This is a genomic window from Deinococcus sp. Marseille-Q6407, assembly GCF_946848805.1.
Classification (GTDB): domain Bacteria; phylum Deinococcota; class Deinococci; order Deinococcales; family Deinococcaceae; genus Deinococcus.
In genome coordinates, this window is the sequence record NZ_CAMPFU010000002.1 from 438,675 (window position 1) to 456,361 (window position 17,687).

Annotated in this window: 17 protein-coding genes; 10 read left to right on the forward strand and 7 right to left on the reverse strand. The window is 67.6% G+C overall.

Going from position 1 to position 17,687, the window contains the following annotated elements:
* Positions 1-6: 6 nt before the first annotated feature.
* From OCI36_RS04140 to OCI36_RS04150, 3 genes are all read left to right on the forward strand, one after another.
* Positions 7-414, forward strand: a complete 408-nt coding sequence (locus tag OCI36_RS04140; protein ID WP_261663808.1) for a copper resistance CopC family protein — start codon at positions 7-9, stop codon at positions 412-414.
* Complete coding sequence (locus OCI36_RS04145) at positions 411-1,217, forward strand: hypothetical protein (protein ID WP_261663809.1); 807 nt, start codon at positions 411-413, stop codon at positions 1,215-1,217. The genes OCI36_RS04140 and OCI36_RS04145 overlap by 4 nt, the downstream gene beginning before the upstream one ends.
* Positions 1,218-1,343: 126 nt before the next feature.
* Positions 1,344-2,750, forward strand: coding sequence for an aspartate kinase (locus tag OCI36_RS04150; RefSeq protein WP_261663810.1), 1,407 nt, complete (start codon positions 1,344-1,346; stop codon positions 2,748-2,750).
* A gap of 16 nt (positions 2,751-2,766) precedes the next feature.
* On the opposite strand, the gene OCI36_RS04155 is transcribed toward OCI36_RS04150, so the two are convergent.
* Complete coding sequence (locus OCI36_RS04155; RefSeq protein ID WP_261663811.1) at positions 2,767-3,783, reverse strand: DsbA family protein; 1,017 nt, start codon at positions 3,781-3,783, stop codon at positions 2,767-2,769.
* 328 nt (positions 3,784-4,111) lie between these two features.
* Positions 4,112-7,363 carry an isoleucine--tRNA ligase gene (gene ileS, locus OCI36_RS04160; RefSeq protein ID WP_261663812.1) on the reverse strand — a complete coding sequence of 1,084 codons (3,252 nt, stop codon included), beginning with the start codon at positions 7,361-7,363 and terminating at the stop codon, positions 4,112-4,114.
* Positions 7,364-7,811: 448 nt separating this feature from the next.
* On the opposite strand from ileS, the gene fsa reads away from it, so the two are divergent.
* From fsa to OCI36_RS04175, 3 genes are read left to right on the forward strand one after another with little or no spacing between them, the layout of a single operon-like run.
* The gene (gene fsa, locus OCI36_RS04165) at positions 7,812-8,477 is read left to right on the forward strand and encodes a fructose-6-phosphate aldolase (RefSeq protein WP_261663813.1); all 666 of its coding nucleotides are present in this window, start codon (positions 7,812-7,814) and stop codon (positions 8,475-8,477) included.
* A complete protein-coding gene (gene rho, locus OCI36_RS04170) occupies positions 8,474-9,736 on the forward strand; it encodes a transcription termination factor Rho (protein ID WP_261663814.1) in 1,263 nt (420 codons plus the stop codon). Before fsa ends, rho begins: the two co-directional genes overlap by 4 nt.
* The gene (locus OCI36_RS04175; RefSeq protein ID WP_261663815.1) at positions 9,729-10,490 is read left to right on the forward strand and encodes an alpha/beta fold hydrolase; all 762 of its coding nucleotides are present in this window, start codon (positions 9,729-9,731) and stop codon (positions 10,488-10,490) included. The genes rho and OCI36_RS04175 overlap by 8 nt, the downstream gene beginning before the upstream one ends.
* A 116-nt stretch (positions 10,491-10,606) precedes the next feature.
* Here OCI36_RS04175 and OCI36_RS04180 read toward each other — a convergent pair whose 3' ends face one another.
* The 4 genes from OCI36_RS04180 to OCI36_RS04195 all read right to left on the reverse strand — a co-directional run bounded on the left by OCI36_RS04180 (position 10,607) and on the right by OCI36_RS04195 (position 13,095).
* Positions 10,607-11,353, reverse strand: coding sequence for a mandelate racemase/muconate lactonizing enzyme family protein (locus tag OCI36_RS04180; RefSeq protein ID WP_261663816.1), 747 nt, complete (start codon positions 11,351-11,353; stop codon positions 10,607-10,609).
* 82 nt (positions 11,354-11,435) lie between these two features.
* The gene (locus OCI36_RS04185) at positions 11,436-11,651 is read right to left on the reverse strand and encodes a hypothetical protein (RefSeq protein ID WP_261663817.1); all 216 of its coding nucleotides are present in this window, start codon (positions 11,649-11,651) and stop codon (positions 11,436-11,438) included.
* Between the two features lie 2 nt (positions 11,652-11,653).
* A complete protein-coding gene (locus OCI36_RS04190) occupies positions 11,654-12,391 on the reverse strand; it encodes a C40 family peptidase (protein ID WP_261663818.1) in 738 nt (245 codons plus the stop codon).
* Positions 12,391-13,095, reverse strand: a complete 705-nt coding sequence (locus OCI36_RS04195) for a metallophosphoesterase family protein (protein WP_261663819.1) — start codon at positions 13,093-13,095, stop codon at positions 12,391-12,393. The genes OCI36_RS04190 and OCI36_RS04195 overlap by 1 nt, the downstream gene beginning before the upstream one ends.
* A 53-nt stretch (positions 13,096-13,148) precedes the next feature.
* Here OCI36_RS04195 and lnt point away from each other — a divergent pair, with 53 nt between their 5' ends.
* Genes lnt through OCI36_RS04210 form a run of 3 tightly spaced genes read left to right on the forward strand, consistent with a single transcriptional unit; the run spans position 13,149 to position 15,906 of the window.
* On the forward strand, positions 13,149-14,603 hold the full coding sequence (gene lnt, locus OCI36_RS04200) for an apolipoprotein N-acyltransferase (protein ID WP_261663820.1): 1,455 nt from the start codon (positions 13,149-13,151) through the stop codon (positions 14,601-14,603).
* A 44-nt stretch (positions 14,604-14,647) separates the two neighbouring features.
* Complete coding sequence (locus OCI36_RS04205) at positions 14,648-14,980, forward strand: hypothetical protein (protein ID WP_261663821.1); 333 nt, start codon at positions 14,648-14,650, stop codon at positions 14,978-14,980.
* 8 nt (positions 14,981-14,988) lie between these two features.
* Positions 14,989-15,906: an MFS transporter gene (locus OCI36_RS04210; protein ID WP_261663822.1), complete on the forward strand. Its 918-nt coding sequence runs from the start codon at positions 14,989-14,991 to the stop codon at positions 15,904-15,906.
* A 278-nt stretch (positions 15,907-16,184) separates the two neighbouring features.
* On the opposite strand, the gene OCI36_RS04215 is transcribed toward OCI36_RS04210, so the two are convergent.
* Positions 16,185-17,189, reverse strand: a complete 1,005-nt coding sequence (locus tag OCI36_RS04215; protein WP_261663823.1) for a diacylglycerol/lipid kinase family protein — start codon at positions 17,187-17,189, stop codon at positions 16,185-16,187.
* A gap of 39 nt (positions 17,190-17,228) precedes the next feature.
* Here OCI36_RS04215 and OCI36_RS04220 point away from each other — a divergent pair, with 39 nt between their 5' ends.
* Positions 17,229-17,645, forward strand: a complete 417-nt coding sequence (locus OCI36_RS04220; protein ID WP_261663824.1) for an IPT/TIG domain-containing protein — start codon at positions 17,229-17,231, stop codon at positions 17,643-17,645.
* The last annotated feature ends 42 nt before the right edge of the window (positions 17,646-17,687 follow it).

Consider the following 17,687-nt stretch of genomic DNA (forward strand, 5'->3'; position numbering starts at 1 on the left):
CTGCCGATGCCTTCCCTGAAACGTACCCTGGCCCTGCTGGCTGCCCTCGGTCTGCCGCTGGCCGGCGCCCACACTTCCATCACCGGCATGCAGCCGGCCGCGAACAGCGTGGTCAGCGCTCCTGCCAGCGTCACGCTGCGGTTCGATGAACCGGTCAACCTGCGCTACTCCATCTTCAAGGTGTACCCGCTGCCGGCTGGTCAGAGTGCAGCCGAGCTGACCCGCCGGGTGATCACGGCGCGCGGTGACGAGGCTGCCCGCGCCGACCGCTATCAGCCGCGCAGCGGTCATTCGCAGGGCGTGACGGTGCCGCTGAAAGCTGGCCTGAAACCGGGGCAATACGTGATGATGTGGCGCCTGATGTCGGCCGACGGCCATCCGGTCACCGGGCAGTCGGTCTTCCGGGTCCGTTGACCGCAGCCCTGACCCTCCCCGGCCCCGAGCTGGGGCTGGCTTTCGGGCAGGCGCTGGGTTTGGCCCTGCTGCTGGGCGGCACCTTCGCCCGGCGGCACTGGCCGGGTCAGCTGCCGCTCGGGGTCCCGGCGCTGGGGTTGGCGCTGCTGGCCCTGGGCGGCCTGGGCGCCGCAGCCTGGACCCTGGTACAGTTCGGGGCGCTGACCCCGGCCGACCTGTGCAGTTACCTGCTGGAGGAGCCGGCCGGCCGCGCCCTGCTGCTGGCCCTGGTTGGCGGCCTGGCCCTGCTGGCAGCCGAAGCGGGCCGCTGGCGCTGGCCGCTACTGTTGCTTCCGGCCGGGGTGCTGCTCTACGGCCTGGGTGTTCAGGGCCACGCCGCCCTGGGTGGCTTGTCCACCACCGCCATGCAGATGCTGCACTTGGCCGCCATGAGCGTGTGGCTGGGCGGGGTGCTGGCCCTGGCGCTGGGACCGGCGCAGCCGCGGGAACAGCTGGACCGCATGACCGTTCCTGCGCTGCTTTGCCTGTTGCTGCTGGCCTTCACCGGCAGTTACGCCGCGCTGGTGAACGGCGGTAGCCTCGCTACCTTGCTGTCTTCGGCTTATGGCGCAGTGCTGGCCGGCAAGTTGACCCTGGTGCTGGCCGCCGTCTCGGCCCGCCGGCTGGCTGCGCCAGCGGCTAGCCCGTGCCCTGCCGCCCCGCCCGGCCCTGCGGCTGGAACTGGCGCTGTTGCTGCTGGCGCTGCTGGTGTCCACCTGGCTGGGCGAGACGGCGCCGCCTGTTCATCTGCACTGACATTCTGACGCTCAGCCCCCGGCCAGACACCGGGGGGGCACTTTTTTACTCTCAAGTGAAACTATACACTTGGTAAGCTATAAAACCTTTTTTTCACAAGTCTTTCCTGCCTTGCCTCCCGTACAATAGCCGGCATGTCTCACTCGCTGCTGGTCATGAAATTTGGTGGCACCAACATGCAGGACGCCGCCGCTATTCGTCACTCCGCCTCGCTGGTGGCCCGCTCGGTGACGCGGGGGGCGCGGGTGGTGGTGGTGGTCTCGGCCATGGCCGGGGTGACCAACTCGCTGCTGAGCATCGCGGACGCCGCCGAAACCGGCGACATTGCTGCTGCCAACGACGCTCTGGCCGAAATCCGTCACCGCCATATGGCCGCCGCCGGCGAGCTGGGTGGCCGGCCTGACAGCGCCACCGTCCGTGAACTGCGTGAACTGCTCGAAACGCTGCGGCAGGCCATCTACGGGGTCTATCTGCTGCGCGAACTCAGCCCCCGCTCGCGCGACCTGATCGTGGCTTTTGGCGAGCGCCTCAGTGCTCCGCTGATGGACCTGGCCCTGACCGGCCTGGACCTGCGTTCGCACCACCTGACTGGCGGTGCTGCCGGCATTCTGACCGACCGGCATTTCGGCGGAGCCCGCCCGCTGCCGGGCAGTGCCGAGCGCATCCGAGACCGCCTGGGCGGGCTGCTGGACGCCGGCGTGACCCCGGTGGTCTCGGGCTTTATGGGCGAAACCGAGGGCGGCTCGGTGACCACCCTGGGCCGCGGCGGCACCGACTACAGCGCCACCATCCTGGCCGAAGCCCTGCGCGCCGATGAGGTCTGGGCCTGGAAAGACGTGGACGGCGTCATGACCGCCGACCCCCGGGTGGTGCCCGACGCCCAGAACATCGCGGTGCTCAGCTACGGTGAGGTGATGGAGCTGGCCTATTTCGGGGCCAAGGTGCTGCACCCGCTGGCGGTGACCCCTTTGCAGGACAGCGGCATTCCCCTGCGGGTCAAGAGCGCCGCCGACCCCGATTTCCCCGGCACGCTGGTGCAGCGTGAACCCGGCAACGTGCCGGGGCACCCGGTCAAGGCAGTCACCGCCATCCGCAATGTCAGCCTGATCAACGTGACCGGCGCCGGGGTGCTGGGCGTGCCGGAGGTGGTGTCTAGCCTGTTCGGCGCCATCGCCCGCGAGAACATCACCCTCTTGATGGTGTCGCAGAGCAGCTCGATGAGCAACGTCTCGCTGGCGATCCCGGAAGCCGACGCCGGCCGGGCGATGGAAGCGCTGCAGCTTTCGGCCAGCGGTGACCTTTCCTTTGACCAGCAGACCGGCAAGGCGGTACTGGCCATCGTGGGCGGCGGCATGCGCGGGCAGCGGGGCGTCTCGGCGCGGATGTTCACGGCGCTGGCCGAGGCCGAGACCAACATCCTGATGATTTCGCAGGGTTCCAGCGAGCTGAACGTGTCGGTCGCGATTGAGAATGACGAGGTGGACCGCGCCACCCGCGCCGTTCACGCCGCCTTCGGGCTGGGCGCGGCCGCCGGAGCCTAAGCGGCGGCCTGCCGCCCTAGCGCAGGGTCTTGAGGCGCTGCTCAGTCACGTTGGCAGCGCCGGGTCCGGCCTCGGTCACGGCCCGGATGGCCCGGATTTCCGAAGCGTCATTGTAATTGCCCAGCTTGATGCCGTTCAGGTACACCGAGGGTGTGCCGGTCACGTTCAGGCTGCGCTGCAGCCGGTCGGCGCCTGCCATGATCTGCCGGCTGTGGTCCTGGCCCAGGCAGCGGTCCAGCGGCTCTGGGGCGGCCCCGGCGCCCAGCGCATAGTCACGGAAGCTACGGCGGGCCTCAGGGTCCGTCTGCCGGGTCCAGGTGTCAAAGCCTTCATTCAGCCGGTCCGAGAACTCCCAGAAGCGGCCCTGCTCGGCGGCGCACTCGGAGGCCTGCGCGGCCGGCAGCGCCAGCGGGTGAAACGACAGCGGGAAGTGGTGGTAGTTCAGCTGGTAAACCCCCGGCTTGCTGCGCCACTCGGCCATGCTGACGCTGTTCCACAGCTGATGGCAGTAGGGGCACTGGAAATCGCTGACCAAATCCAGCCGGGCCGGGGCGTTGCCTTGCCCCAGGGACGCGCTCTCTTTCGGGAAAGCGCTCTGCGGGTACACCTTCAGCGCGGTGTAGGCCTGCCAGCCGTCCTGACGCAGCCGCACATTCGCCACGCTGCCGCCGCTCTGGTCCACTTCCTCAAAGAGCCGGGTCGCCGCCTGCTGCTGAAAGCCGGGGTCGTCCAGCACCTTTTTCAGATCCGGCACTGCCGTTTCCGGCGCACCCCAGGCCGACAGAATGGCCCGCGCCACCCCGTCGGTGTCGCTGCGGGGCGCCGTGACATATACCCCGATGACCCGCTGCCCGATGCGGTCAAGTTCGATGCGGGTCTGGCCGCGCGTCAGCAGGTCGCCCTGGGCCTGAAAGCCCTTCAGCAGCGGCTGCGCGGCAGTGGCCTGCGGCGTGTGCCAGAGCTGGGCTTGGGCGCCGCCGCCGGCCAGCAGCGCAGCCAGCAGCGATGGCAGAAATGGAAGTCTGAACCTCATGGCTCCCAGTCTAGCGGCCCCGCCCCCGGGACCGGGCCACAGCTGCAGGCACAGCAAAAGCACCTGCCCCAGGTGGAGGGCAGGTGCTCGTAGGCAGGTCAGCCGGGCCGCCAGACAGGGGCCATTGAACCGGGTTCCCTCCGGTTCTGTGGGTCAGCGTACTGACCACAACTGAGAGGTAATGTTGAGCGCCGGGTTGTCCTGTGCCCTGAATTCCAGCCTGTTCCTCTGACAGTTACAGGATAAAAGTCCTTATAAGCTTTACAAGTTGGCCAATACAAAAAGCGGCCCTCCTAGGGAGCCGCTTCTGCTGAGTTGGGGAAAAGCCTCAGAGCTTTTTCAGCCAGGCGGTGCCGCCTTCGACCTCGGCGCCGAAGCCCTCACCGGGGCCGTAGCTCACCTCGCGGGCCAGCACCTCACCGGCGATGAAGTCTTGCCAGGCCTGCGCCGCTTCCAGTGCGTCGCCGCTCAGCTCCAGGCCGAGCTGAATGCGGTCCGATACCTCGAAGCCGGCGGCCTTTCGGCCTTCCTGAATGCCGCGCACCAGGTCGCGGGCCAGGCCTTCGAGAATTAGCTCACGGGTCAGCTCGGTATCGAAGGCGACCAGATAACCGCTGTCCTCGGCAGCGGCCATGCCTCCGGGGGCCGAAGCGTCAATCAGGAGTTCGTCGGCGTTCAGCTCGAACTCGCCCAGGCGCGCCACGCCGCCGCCCTGTACGGCCTTCACCACGGCGGCCGTGTCGGCAGCGGCCAGCGCCGCTTTCAGCGCCGGCAGCTGCTTGCCGTACTTCTTGCCCACCACCGGCAGGTTGGGGCGTAGCGAGTAGGTCACCAGGTCGGCGCCTTCGCCGAGGTACTCCACCGCCTTCACGTTCAGCTCTTCAAGCACCTGCGCCTCGGCGCGGCGCACGGCCGCTTCCAGCTCGGCGCCGGGCAGGCGCACCTGCACTTTTGCCAGCGGCTGCCGGGCGCGCAGGTTGTACTGCCCACGCACGGCGCGGCCCAGTTCCACCACTTTCATCACAGCGGCCATGCTGCGAGTCAGCTCCGTGTCCAGCCGTTCGGGGCGCAGCTGCGGCCAGGCCTGCAGGTGGACAGATTCGTCCTTGCCGCTCAGATTCCGGAACAGCTCGTCGGCCAGGAAAGGGGTAAACGGCGCGGCCAGCAGGCTCACCGTCAGCAGAGCTTCGTGCAACGTGGCGTAAGCGGCGGTGTCCACCTCGGCCCCCTGCTCCGTCCAGAAGCGGGCGCGCGAGCGGCGCACGTACCAGTTGCTCAGCTCGTCCACGAACCCGGCCAGCGCCCGGCCGCCGCCGCGGGCGTCGTAGGTGTCCAGCGCCTGCGTCACGTCGCGCACGGTTTCTTCCAGCCGGCTGAGCAGCCAGCGGTCCATCTCGGGGCGCTCGCTCACTGCCGGCGCTGCGCCGAGGTCGGGCCGGTCCAGATTGGCGTACAGCACGAAGAACGAGTACACGTTCCACAGGGTGCTGACAAAGCCGCGCTGCGCCTCGGCCACCAGCCGCTCGGAGAAGCGTTTCTGGTCGCCGGGGTCGCTGGCGGTGAACATGTACCAGCGCACGCTGTCGGCCCCGTAACGGTCGAACAGCGGCAGCGGCGCCACCACGTTGCCCTTGGACTTGGACATCTTGAGGCCCTTTTCGTCCACGATGTGCCCCAGCGAGATCACGTTGCGGTAGGCCGGCTGGTCGTACAGCATGGTGCTGATGGCGTGCAGTGAGTAGAACCACCCGCGCGTCTGGTCAATCGCCTCGCAGATGAAGTCGGCCGGGTAGTGCCGCTCAAAGGCTTCGCCGCCGCGCACTGCCTGGCCCTGGTCGTCCAGCAGCAGGCCCCACTGCGCGTAAGGCATCGCGCCGGAATCGAACCACACGTCCAGCACTTCCGGCACCCGGCGGTATTCCTGGCCGCCTAGGGTAAAGGTGACATCGTCAATGTAAGGCCGGTGCAGGTCCAGCGCCGAGAGGTCGCGCCCGGTCAGGGCTTCGAGTTCGGCACGGCTGCCCACCACTTTCAGGTCACCCTTTTCCGACACCCAGAACGGCAGTGGCGTGCCCCAGTAACGCTCGCGGCTGATGGCCCAGTCCACGTTGCCTTCCAGCCACTTGCCAAAGCGGCCGTGCTTGATGTTCTCCGGCACCCAGTTGATTTTCTCGTTCTGGGCCAGCATCTCGTCCGCCACCTGCGAGGTGCGGATATACCAGCCCTTCTTGGCGAAATACAGGATGGGGTCGCCGGTGCGGTCGTGGAAGGGATAACGGTGCTTGAGGGTACCGGCCCAGAACATCAGCCCGCGTTCCTTGAGGTCGCGGATCAGGCCCTTGTCGGCGTCCTTGAAGAACTGGCCTTTCTCGTGGGTCACCTGCAGGATGCCGTGGTCATCCACCCCGAAGACAAGCGGCACGTCGTAGTGGCGGGCCACTTCCATATCCTCGGCGCCGTAGACCGGGGCCTGGTGCGCCACGCCCGAGCCGTCGGCCGCGTTGACGAAGTCGGCCATCACCACGAAGTGCATCACCGGGCGGCCGTCGGGGCGGCGTTCGTGCAGCTCCCGCACCGCGCCGAGCTGCGGGGCCACTTCGGGGAAGGGCGGCTCGTACTCCACGCCTTCCAAGTCGCGGCCCTGGAAACGGGTCAGCACTTCCAGCGGTGGCTGGTCCTTGTGCAGGCTGCTCAGGCGCTCCACCGCTTCCTCGGCTACGATCAGTGGTCCCGCCGCGCTGCGGGCCACCACATAGGTCAGCTCCGGGTTCACGGCGGCCAGGGTGTTGCTGGGCAGGGTCCAGGGGGTGGTGGTCCAGATCAGGAGGCTCAGGCCCTGGCGGTCCTCGCCGCTCAGGCTGCTCAGCGCGGCGTGGGCCCGCTCCGGCAGGGTGTCCCACAGCACCGGAAAGCGCACGTACACGCTGGGGTCGTCCACCATCCGGTAGGAGTCCACCTCGCCCAGCTCCGCCTTGGACAGCGTGCTGGAGATTCTGGGGCTTAGCGGCACCACCTTGTAGTCCTGGGCCAGCAGGCCCTTAACGTAGAGCCGCTTGAGCAGGTTCCAAACCGACTCCACGTAGTCCTGGTTGTAGGTGATGTAAGGATCTTCCAGGTCCACCCAGTAGCCCATGCGTTCGGTCATGGTGTTCCACTCCTGGATGGTTTCCCACACCGAGGTGCGGCACAGCCGGTTAAACTCCTCAAGCTCCTCGCGCGAGGCGCCGTGGTTGCGGCCCTGCAGCCCCAGCTTCTTTTCCACGCTGATTTCCACCGGCAGGCCGTGGGTGTCCCAGCCGCCCTTGCGGGTTACGTGGTAGCCCTGCATCACCCGGTAACGGGGAAACAGGTCCTTGAAAGCGCGGGCCAGCACGTGGTGCAGCGCCGGCACGCCGTTGGCGGTGGGTGGGCCCTCATAAAAGACGAACTCGCCCTTCTCGGCGGGCCGGCTCTGGGTTTGCTCGAAGACCTGCTCGTCTTTCCACTTTTGGAGAATGCGGGCTTCCAGACCGGCGTAATCCGGCTGAGACGGCACCGGGGCAAAGGCAGGGGCAGATTTGGGGGCGGGTGGTTGGGTCATGGGGAAGGCTCCTTTCGCGGCAGGGGAGAAGCGTTGGGGCGTCCTCTGCAGGGGCGCGGTACCACCCAACTTCGCTTTTTTCTGCCTCCAGGCGGGGCGCAGAAAAAGAGCCTTCGTTGCAGCCCTCTGACAGGGGGCGTCCGGGTGGGTCTAGTCTCCGGGGGCCCTTCTTGCCAGGTCCGGATTTCTTCCACCGGCGCGGGAGGGGATGGTTCGGGGGTCCGCGCCGCAGCGCCGGGCTCACACCGTCCCCGGCTCGCTGCGCTGCGGCGATCTTGCGGTCCCTACTGGCCTCACGGTCGCCTTGATTTGCCGTCCACTCTAGCAGAAGCTCTGACCCTTGGGCGGTGAGCAGCGTGCCTCAGGGTGTGTTTGCCCCGGCCTCCGGGGAGTAAACTAAAACCAGACCCAAACTTCCCCCCGACAACCCGTCAGCAAGGAGAACTGCATGAAATTTTTCATCGATACCGCCATCATGGACGAAATCCGCGAAATCAACAGCTGGGGCGTGCTCAGCGGCGTCACCACCAACCCCAGCCTGATCGTCAAGTCCGGCCGCGACTTCCGCGAAGTGGTCAGCGAAATCGCTGAACTGGTGGGCGGCGCCATCTCGGCCGAAGTGACCGGCGAAACCGCCGAAGAGATGATCAGCGAGGGCCGTGATATCGGTACCTGGTCCGAGCACATCGTGGTCAAGCTGCCGCTGACCCCCGCCGGACTGCAGGCCTGCCGCACCCTGACGGACGAAGGCATCAAGACCAACGTGACCCTGTGCTTCAGCGTGCCGCAGGCCCTACTGGCCGCCCGCGCCGGCGCCACCTATGTCAGCCCCTTCGCGGGCCGGGTGGATGACATCGGCTGGGACGGCATCGAGCTGATCCGCCAGATCAAGGAAGCCTACGTGCTGGGTGACATCGACACTCAGGTGCTGGCCGCTTCTATTCGCCACCCGCAGCACGTGGTGCAGTCGGCCCTGGCCGGCGCCGACGTGGCCACCATTCCTTACAAGGTGTTCAAGCAGATGGTGCAGCACCCGCTGACCGACGCGGGCATCGCTGGCTTCATGAAGGACTGGGCCACCCTGGGCACCCGGCAGGAGAAGCAGGCGGAATGAGCCTGACCTTTCAGAGCCTGCGCGAAAAGATTCTGCCGGAGCTGCACCTGCTGGCCGCGCAGGCCGGCATTCAGGACTACCGCAAGCTGAAAAAAGACGACCTGATCCTGCGGCTGCTGGAAGCCCAGGCTGATCAGGGCGGGCAGCAGCTGGCCGAGGGCTACCTGATCGTGGCCGAGGACGGCTACGGCTTTCTGCAGACCGACCTGCTGGACGCCGGCAGCCGGGTGGCGCTGGTCACCTCCGGCCTGATCCGCGACTTTGCGCTGCGGACCGGTGACCAGGTGATCGGCCTCTCGCGTCCGCCGCGCGATACCGAGCGTTACCCCACCCTGCTGAACGTGCAGGCGGTCAACGGCGTGGACCCAGAAACGGCCCGCAGCCGCCCCCGCTTCGACGACCTGACCCCCACCTTCCCCGACCGGCAGCTGGTGCTGGAAGACCCCGGCATGGACGACGGTATCTCGCTGCGGGTGGTGGACCTGCTGGTGCCGATCGGCCGCGGGCAGCGCGCCCTGATCGTGGCGCCGCCCAAGGCCGGGAAAACCACCCTGATGAAGAAGATCGCCAACTCCATCGTGAAGAACTATCCGGATATTCACGTGATGGTGCTGCTGGTAGACGAACGCCCCGAGGAAGTGACCGATTTCCGCGAGAGCGTGGCCGGCGCCGAGGTGATCGCTTCCACCTTCGACGAGCCGCCGCAGCGCCACGTGCGGGTGGCCGAGTTTGTCCATGAGCGGGCGCGCCGCATCGTGGAAGAGGGCGGGCACGTGGTGATCCTGCTGGACTCCATCACCCGCCTGGCCCGCGCCAATAACCTGGTCACGCCGCCCACCGGCCGGACCCTCTCAGGGGGGCTGGATTCTAACGCACTGCACTGGCCCAAGAAGTTCCTGGGCGCCGCCCGCAACACCCGCGAGGGCGGCAGCCTGACCATCCTGGCCACCGCGCTGGTGGAAACTGGCTCGCGCATGGACGACGTGATCTTCGAGGAATTCAAGGGCACCGGCAACGCCGAACTGGTGCTCAGCCGCCGGCTGGAAGAACGCCGTATCTTCCCGGCGCTGGACATTCTCAAGTCTGGCACCCGCCGCGAGGAACTGCTGCTGGACCAGCCTGTGCTGGACAAGATCTGGCTGCTGCGCAAGGTGATCAGCGACATGGACCCCGCCGACGCGATGGAAATGCTCACCGCCCGGATGGGAAAGACCGCCAACAACGCCGAATTCCTCCAGCAGCTGACCGGACGTGGCTAGACCCCGGCTGCCGGCTTTCGAGCCCCGCTACTGCTCGTTCGAGAGTGGCGGCGGGCTGCTGCACTGGCGTGAATACGGCAGCGGGCCGCCGCTGGTGCTGGTGCACGGACTGAGCGGGTCGCGGCACTGGTGGCGCAGCAACTTGCCGGCCTTCTCGGCCCATTTCCGGGTGTATGTGATCGAGCTGACCGGGTTCGGCTCGGCCTGGCGGCACCGGTCGCTGGGGGTAGAAGGCTCCGCCGACCTGATCGGTGCCTGGCTGGAAGCTCAGAACCTGCAGGACGTGACCCTGGTGGGGCACTCAATGGGCGGGCAGATTTCCACCATCGTGGCCTCACGGCACCCGGAACGGCTGCGGGCCCTGATTCTGGCCTGCGCTTCAGGTCTGCTGGACACCGACCTGTTCCGCGCCGCCCTGAACCTGCCGCGCGCCGCCGTGACCGGGCGGGTCAGCTTCCTGCCCACCATTCTGTTCGACTCGCTGCGGGCCGGACCGCTGAATCTGGTGCGTTCCACCCGCGACCTGCTGGGGCACCCCACCCGCGAGATGCTGCCGGCCATTCAGCTGCCTACCCTGGTGATCTGGGGCGAGCGCGACGCACTGGTGCCGCCTGACTTGGGCCGCGCCCTGGCAGATGCCCTGCCCAACGGCCACTATGTAGAAATTCCCCACGCCGGGCACGTGGTGATGGTGGACGCCCCCGACCGCTTTAACCGTGAAGTACTGAAGTTCCTGAGCAGTCTGGACCGCTAAAGTACAGCTTCCCTGAAAACGAGAGCCCCGACAAGGGGCCTTTTTTCATGCTCGAGATTAGTTTGCGAATTATAAAATAAAGATAATAGAAAAAACAAACCAGCGGAAAAAGCGCCTCAGCGGCGTCCTTCCTCCGCCTTCCACTCCACCCCCCAGCCCGGCCCGGCTGGCAACTGCAACCGCCCACCTTGCCAATCCAGGCCTGACACCGGGTCCGAGGCCAGCAGCAGGGGAGAGTCCAGATCCACCCAGTCGCACAGCGGGGCCAGCATCGCCGCCGCCGCAATACCCAGTGACGACTCGATCATGCAGCCGATCATCACGCCCAGGCCGTGCAGTCGCGCCAGCTCCAGCGTTCGCAGGGCCTGCAGCGGCCCGCCCAGCTTGGCCGGCTTGAGATTCACCCCGTCGAACGCTTCGGCTAACGCCGGCACACTACCCACCGCATGCAGGCTCTCGTCAGCAATGAGAGGCAGGCGCGCCGCACGCCGCAGGGCCACGTGCCCGGCCAGGTCGCCGGCCGGCAGCGGTTGCTCCAGAAATTCCACCCGGTACTCGTCCAGCACGTCCAGCATGCGCCGGGCCTGCGGCAAGGTCCAGGCCGCATTGGCATCCACCCGCAGCGTCACTGCCGGCGCCACCTCACGCAGGGTCTGCAAAATGGCCTCATCCTGCGCGGTGCCCAGCTTCACTTTCAGGATGCCGTGCCCCCGCGCCACCGCCGCTTGCGCCTGAGCCGCCATCTCCGGCAAGGCGGCCAGCCCGATAGTGTAACTGCTCTCGGCCACCTCGCCAGCTGGCAGCCCCAGCAGCTCACGGACCGGCCGGCCCACGCTCAGCGCACAGACTTCCAGGGTTGCCATTTCCAGGGCACACTTGGCGCTGGGATGCTGGCCCAGCGCCGCGTCCAGCCGGGCCGCCAGGGTACGGAACCCCCAGGGATCGTCACCGGCCGCCGCGCGCAGCTAGCTCTAGCTGTTCCAGGGCTGCCGGAACAGTGGCGCCGGTCTCACCGTAAAAGGCGTTGGGCGCTGCCTCGCCCCGGCCGGTGACGCCGTCCAGGGTCCAGTCCACCCGCACCCGCTGATAGGTGGAATGGGTCCAGCGAGCGATACCGAACGGCTGCGCCGTCTGCAGTTCAAAAGGGGTCCAGGTGATCATAGTCAGCTCCATTCAGGGCGGCCGAAGCCCAGCAGGTCACGTTCCAGCAGCCGGCCGTACTCGCCGCTGCCCAGAGTATCTACAGTAACCGCCATCTGGTAAGAGGTGGCGTTGAGAAGGCATTCGCTGTCCAGCATCAGACCCACGTGCCCAGGGAAAAATGCCAGGTCGCCCGCCTGCGGCAGATCCACCGGCAGCAGGGCAGAGCGCTGCGGCCCGGAGTCGCGCGGCAATGCCAGACCGTACGCGGCATGAAGCACCTGCATCAACCCGGAGCAATCCACCCCCCAGGCCGAGCGCCCGCCCCAGCGGTAGGGGGTGCCCACAAATTCCAACCCCAGCTCGGGCAGGGAAGAGGGCAGCGGCCGGAATACTGCACGGCTCACCCAGCCAGCCGGCCAGAGCAGGCGCTCCCAGCGGCGGCCTTCTTCACCTTCCACCACCTCGCCCGACCGGCGGACCCGGCTGCCCAGGCTCAAGCGCCCCAGCAGAGGGGCCTGCGCCGCCGGGGCTGCGTAAATGTGCCCCCGCAGCGCCGTGACCAGAGCCCAGCTGCCAGCCGGGACTGTAACCGCCTGCACCCGTGCCCAGCCCTCGTAACCGTCCGCAGCGAGCCGGACCCGCTGCCACTCGCCAGCCTGCTCCAGCACTGTCAGTTCCTCACCCAGCAGCACTTCCGAGACTGTTTCGGCCTGTTCTGCGGGCTCGGCATACAAGAAGGTCTGCCGGGGGGCGCGCATCAGCCGTGTCCCGTCTTGAGCACCTGGGCGATCTGAGCCGGGAGTTCCCAGGCCAGCACGTCGAACGCTGCCGAGGCCACATCGTACGGCACCTTATGCAGGGTGACCTGCGGATCCGCGCCGGGCAGGCAGTCCACCACCGCCACGTCCGCGCCCGGCTCGCGGTTCAGCGAGAAACCCACCGAGCCGGGATCCAGAAAAGTCACCTCGCCCACCCGGCGCAGAAAAGGAATATGGGTACCGGCCGAGACGATCAGCCGGGCCGGAAACTGCGCGGCCAGCACCTGCAATTTTTCCTCGGGGCCGGCCAGGTCCAGTTTCTGCTCGGGGTCGTGAGGACTGCCGTGGAAAAAACGGATGCGGCCCTGCGGAGTCCGGATCCGCCCGCCTACCGGCAGCGAGCGCAGGTAATCCAGCTGAGTGGGCAGCAGCATGCCACGGGTCCAGCCGATCACCTGCTCGGCCACCCCATGCCGACCACTGCTGCTGCCCAGCGGCAGGGCCACCCGCAGGTCGCTGGAGCCCAGGCATACCGAATAGCCCCGCTGCTGCACAAAGTCAATCACCGGTCCCGGGTTGGCGCCGTAGCCGACCAGGTCGCCCACCACCACCACCTGATCCACCACCTGGGTCTCCAGAAACTGCGCGGCCGCCGTCAGCGCCTGAATGTTGGCATGAATGTCGCTGATAAAAGCCAGTCGCACGTCGGCTTCATCTTAGCGCAGTCCCCAGCTGCCGGGCGGACAGGATGCCGGGCATGACTGGGTATGATGTGTCGGTGCGACTTCCCTCCCTTGCCGGCGCTCTGGCCGCCGGCCTGCTGACCGGCCTGGCCACCCTGACCCCCGTGCCCTGGCTGAGCCTGCTGCCGCTGGCGGCGTGGCTGGGTCTGGCCGCGCAGCGAGACACCGCCCGCCGGATGGGCTGGGGTGCTTTCGGCTACGTGGGCGCGCACCTGTGGTGGGTCACGGTGCTGGCCGCGCAGATCTTTGGTTTCCCCCCGGCCGGCGCCCTGGCCCTGATTCTTTACGCCACCGAAGCCCTCTTTTTTGCGGCGCTGGGCTGGGCGGTCAGCCGGCTGTTCTCCAGCCCGCGCCGCCGGCTGTGGGCGCTGGCCGGCGGCTGGGTAGGGCTGGAATACCTGCGGTCGCTGGGCACCCTGGCTTTTCCCTGGCCTACTCTGGGCTACATCTGGCTGGATACCCCGGTCATTCAGACCGCCGACCTGGGCGGCGTGCTGCTGGCCTCCTGGCTGGGCGTGGCGCTGGCCGCCGCGCTGGCCGACTGGTTCTCCGGGCATCAGCGCCGGCCGCTGGTCCTCAGCCTGGGCCTGCTGGCGCTGGCGGCCGGCTACGGGCTGACCCGTACTCCTGGCGAGGGCCCGGTCGCCCGCGCCTTTCTGACCCGGACCACCGTCAACGGTTTCGAGCGGTTGGACCAGGGCCGGCTGCTGCCCAGCTTGCTGGAAGCCAGCCGTAGCCGCGCCCCCGGCGAGCCGGTCATCTGGTCCGAAACCGCGCTGGCCCGTGACCTGGGCGACCTTGCGCTGTTCCCGGGCCCCGGCATCAGCGGCGCCGGGCGGGCCTCTGGCAGCGAGAACAGCGTGCTGGCCATTGACGCCAGCGGCCAGGTGGTGGGGGAGAACCACAAGGGCCGCCCACTGCCGTTCGGAGAAACCTTTCCCTTTCAGACGGTGCTGCGCCCGCTCTACACTCAGCTGAGCCTGCTGACCGGCTTCGACCTGCTGGACAGTCTGCAGCCGGCCACACGGATGGTGCCGCTAGACCTGGGCGGCATTCGCTACGGCGCCTATATCTGTTACGACTCGGTCTTCGGCTGGCCGGCGCGGCAGCTGGCGCGGCAGGGCGCCGAGGTGCTGGTCAACGTGAGCAACGATTCGTGGTTCGCGGCCGCCGGGGTCCGGCAGCACTTCGAGATGGGCCGGGTCCGCGCCATCGAGAACCGGCGCTGGGTGCTGCGGGCAGTGCAGCGCGGCTGGGCCGGCAGTGTGGACGACCTGGGCCGCCCACGCCAGGTCGTTCAGGACGGACAGCAGGGTTTCTCGGTGCAGTACCGGCGCCTGCACGGTCAGACCGTCTACCAGCGCGCCGGAGACCTGCCCGCGCTGCTGCTGGCCGCCGCCTTGGTGGGCCTGGCCTGGCGGGGCGAGAAGGGCCACTGGACCAGGAAAACGCGCCAAGTCTCAACTTGAAAAGGCCGGTTTCATTGCAAGGAGCTTGATGACAGGCTGCTAACATGACCCCCCCTCAGTCTGCTGCCACCCGGCTCTGGACCCGCAATTTCACCATCTACTGGCTGGCCAGCCTGCAATCGGTCTTCGGCAACGCCCTGACGTCCGTGGTGGTGGCGGTGCAGGTGTATGACCAGACCGGGCAGCCCAGCGCGATGGGGGTGACCCTGGCACTGGGCATGTTGCCGGCGCTGCTGAGCCCGCTGGCCGGCGTGGTGGTGGACCGGGTGCCGGTGCGGCCGCTCCTGATTGCCGGCGACCTGCTGCGGGGCCTGCTGGTGCTGAGCCTGGCCGCCGGGCTGCTGGGCGGGCAGGCCGGGCCGGGCTGCTCTGGCTGAACGGTGCAGTGCTGCTCAGCGGCCTGATCACCGCGGTCACCTCGCCGGCCACCTCCACGCTGCTGCCGCGGCTGGTGCCGCCCGAGCAGCTGGCCCGCGCCAATGGCCTGATGGGGATGGGGCAGCAGGGTGCACAGCTGGCTGGCCTCTTCCTGGGCAGCGGCCTGGTGGCCCTGCTGGGTCAAGGCCAGACCCTGCTGCTGGACGCGGCCACCTTTCTGATCAGCGCCGCCGCCCTGGGGGTAATTCAGCTGCCGGCGCGGGTGAAGGCGCCGGTGAAAGAAGGCTTCTGGCAGGCTTTTCGCTCCGGCCTGCAGGTGCTGGGAAGGCACCCCGGTTTCGCCATGATTCCGCTGCTGGCTTTTGTCCTCAACATCGCCTTTGCCCCGATGCAGATGCTGTTGCCCAAGCACCTGGCCAGCTTCGGCCTAGGCGGGAACTTTTACGGGGTGGCCCTGGGCACTGTGATGGGCGGCATGCTGCTGGGCAGCCTGAGCGTGACCGCCCTGGGCCAGCGCTTTGGCCCGCAGCAGGCCCTGCCGCTGGGGCTGCTGGCCGCCAGTCTGGCCCTGGCCGTGATGGCCCAAAGCCGGGTGCTGGCCGCCTTTTTTGCCGCTCTGGCCGTGCTGGGCGCCGGCGTAGCCCTGACCAACACGGCCATCGCCTACCTGGGGCAGACCCTGATTCCAGAGGAATTCCGCGGGCGGGTCTTCGGGCTGATCTCGGCCACTGCGCAGGCCGGAATGCCGCTGGCCATGCTGCTGCTGGGCCCCTGGGCCGATACGGCCGGCAGCCGGGTGCTGTGGTCCGCCGGTGCAGCGGTAATGCTGCTCAGCACCGGCGCCTGGCTGTATGTGAGCGCCCGCAGCCGGCCGCAGCCAGGGCTGACCGCTTCCGCCGCCTTGACCGAGGCGGAGTCAACTTGAAGATTTCTCTTTTTCTCCAAGTTGAGAAAACCCATACTAAGGCGTCTGAGAAAGCCGCCCCGGCGGCGCCCCTCTGGGGGGAGGGGTTTGTTCTCGGACCTTGTGGCTTCATCTGAGCCGAGCAGGAAGGGCAGCGCAAAAGAGACGCTGCGCCGGCCAGTCTAATGACCGAACCCGCAGGGGCGCTCCAAGAAACGGAGCCGCCCCTGCTTTTTGGTCTGATTTACCTCCCTTACCTAAGGTCGTTTAGGTAAGGGAGAGGCTGGATGCAGGCTGGCTCAGGTCTGCAGCTCCGCTTCGGTCTGGGCCGTGAAGAAACGCACCGCCCGCGGCAGCACCCGCGCCCGGAAAGGTGTGGTCTCCACATGCAGCTCGCCGTCGAACTGCAGCGGAAAAGGATCGTCGGCCGTCACTTCAATTTCCTGGGCGCCGAACACTTCCAGGTTGTCGTCGAAAGCCGGGTCGCCCAGGCGGAACTTGACCTTCAGCGAGTCGAGCAGGTTGGCGCCCAGGCGCAGCACGTTGCCTTCGCGCAGCAGAATCACCGTGAAGCGGCCATCGCGGGGGCTGATGTCCGGGGTAATGGGAATCCGCCCCGGCACCAGGCCCAGGTTGGCAACCATCACCCCAATGCCCCGGAACGACTGCACCGGCCCGCCATCGGCACGGATATGAAAGGTGGTAACCGGCGGGTTGATCTGCCGCAGCGCTGCCATCACATAGGCCATGGTGCCGAAGTGCTTCTTGAGGCCTTCGCTCTCGCGGATCATGTTGGCGTCTGCACCCGCGCCGGCCAGCATGGCAAAGCCCCGGCGGCGCTCGGCCGGGCCGTAGCCGGTGACCAGCTCACCCAGGTCCAGGTCCAGGGTCTGCCCGGACAGCAGCAGCTCCAGCAGCGCCTGCGGATCGTCGGGAACCGCCAAGTTCAGCGCGATCAGGTTGGCGGTGCCGGCGGGAAAGGCCAGCAGCGGCACCGACCACTTCTGACGTGCCAGCGCGTAGGCCAGCGAGCTGACGGTGCCGTCGCCCCCGGCCCCGATCACGGCGGCGTAGTCGGGCAGGTCGTGGATGAAGTCGTCCATCGGGCGCTCGCCTTCCAGGGTCCGCTCGGTCAGCGGCACACCCCGGCCGCGCAGCAGGTTGAGCAGCTCCGAGAGCGTGCTGCCGGCACTCCCCTGACCACTTCTGGGGTTGCTGATGACCAAGACGCCTTTTTCCAGCAGCTGCGCGGCAAAACCGGAAGCGGAAGCGGCCGCAGGCGCGGCGGTGGATTGACCTGACATCATGTTCCTCATTAAACTGCCACTGTAGAGGAGATCCCTATGAAACGTGTCCTGATTTCTTTATCCTTCCTGGGCAGCCTGGCTGCCTGCGCCCCTACCCAGCAGACGGCCCTACAGGCCACGGTGACGCCCGTGCTGATCAAGACCTCGGCGTCGGTGGCCCGCGGCGGCACGCTGACCTTGCAGGGCCGCTACCTGGGCGGCCCCAGCAACGGCACTGTGCGGCTAACCAACGCCGAAGGCCGCGGCGGTTACGTGTTCCCGGCCAGCGCCGTGCAGAGCTGGACCGACAGCCAGATCGTGCTGACTATTCCTCAGGACGCTCCGGTCGGCGGCAACTGGCTGTTCGTGGAAGTGGACGGCCAGCGCAGCACTGGCCTGCAGTACTCGGTGCAGCAGCCGGCCGCCGTCTCCCCTGCGCCGGTGGCCGCCTCCGCGGCCACTGCCCAGCCCTGAGCTCTCCTTCAACCTTCTTCTTTTGGCCGGTTCCCGAGCGGG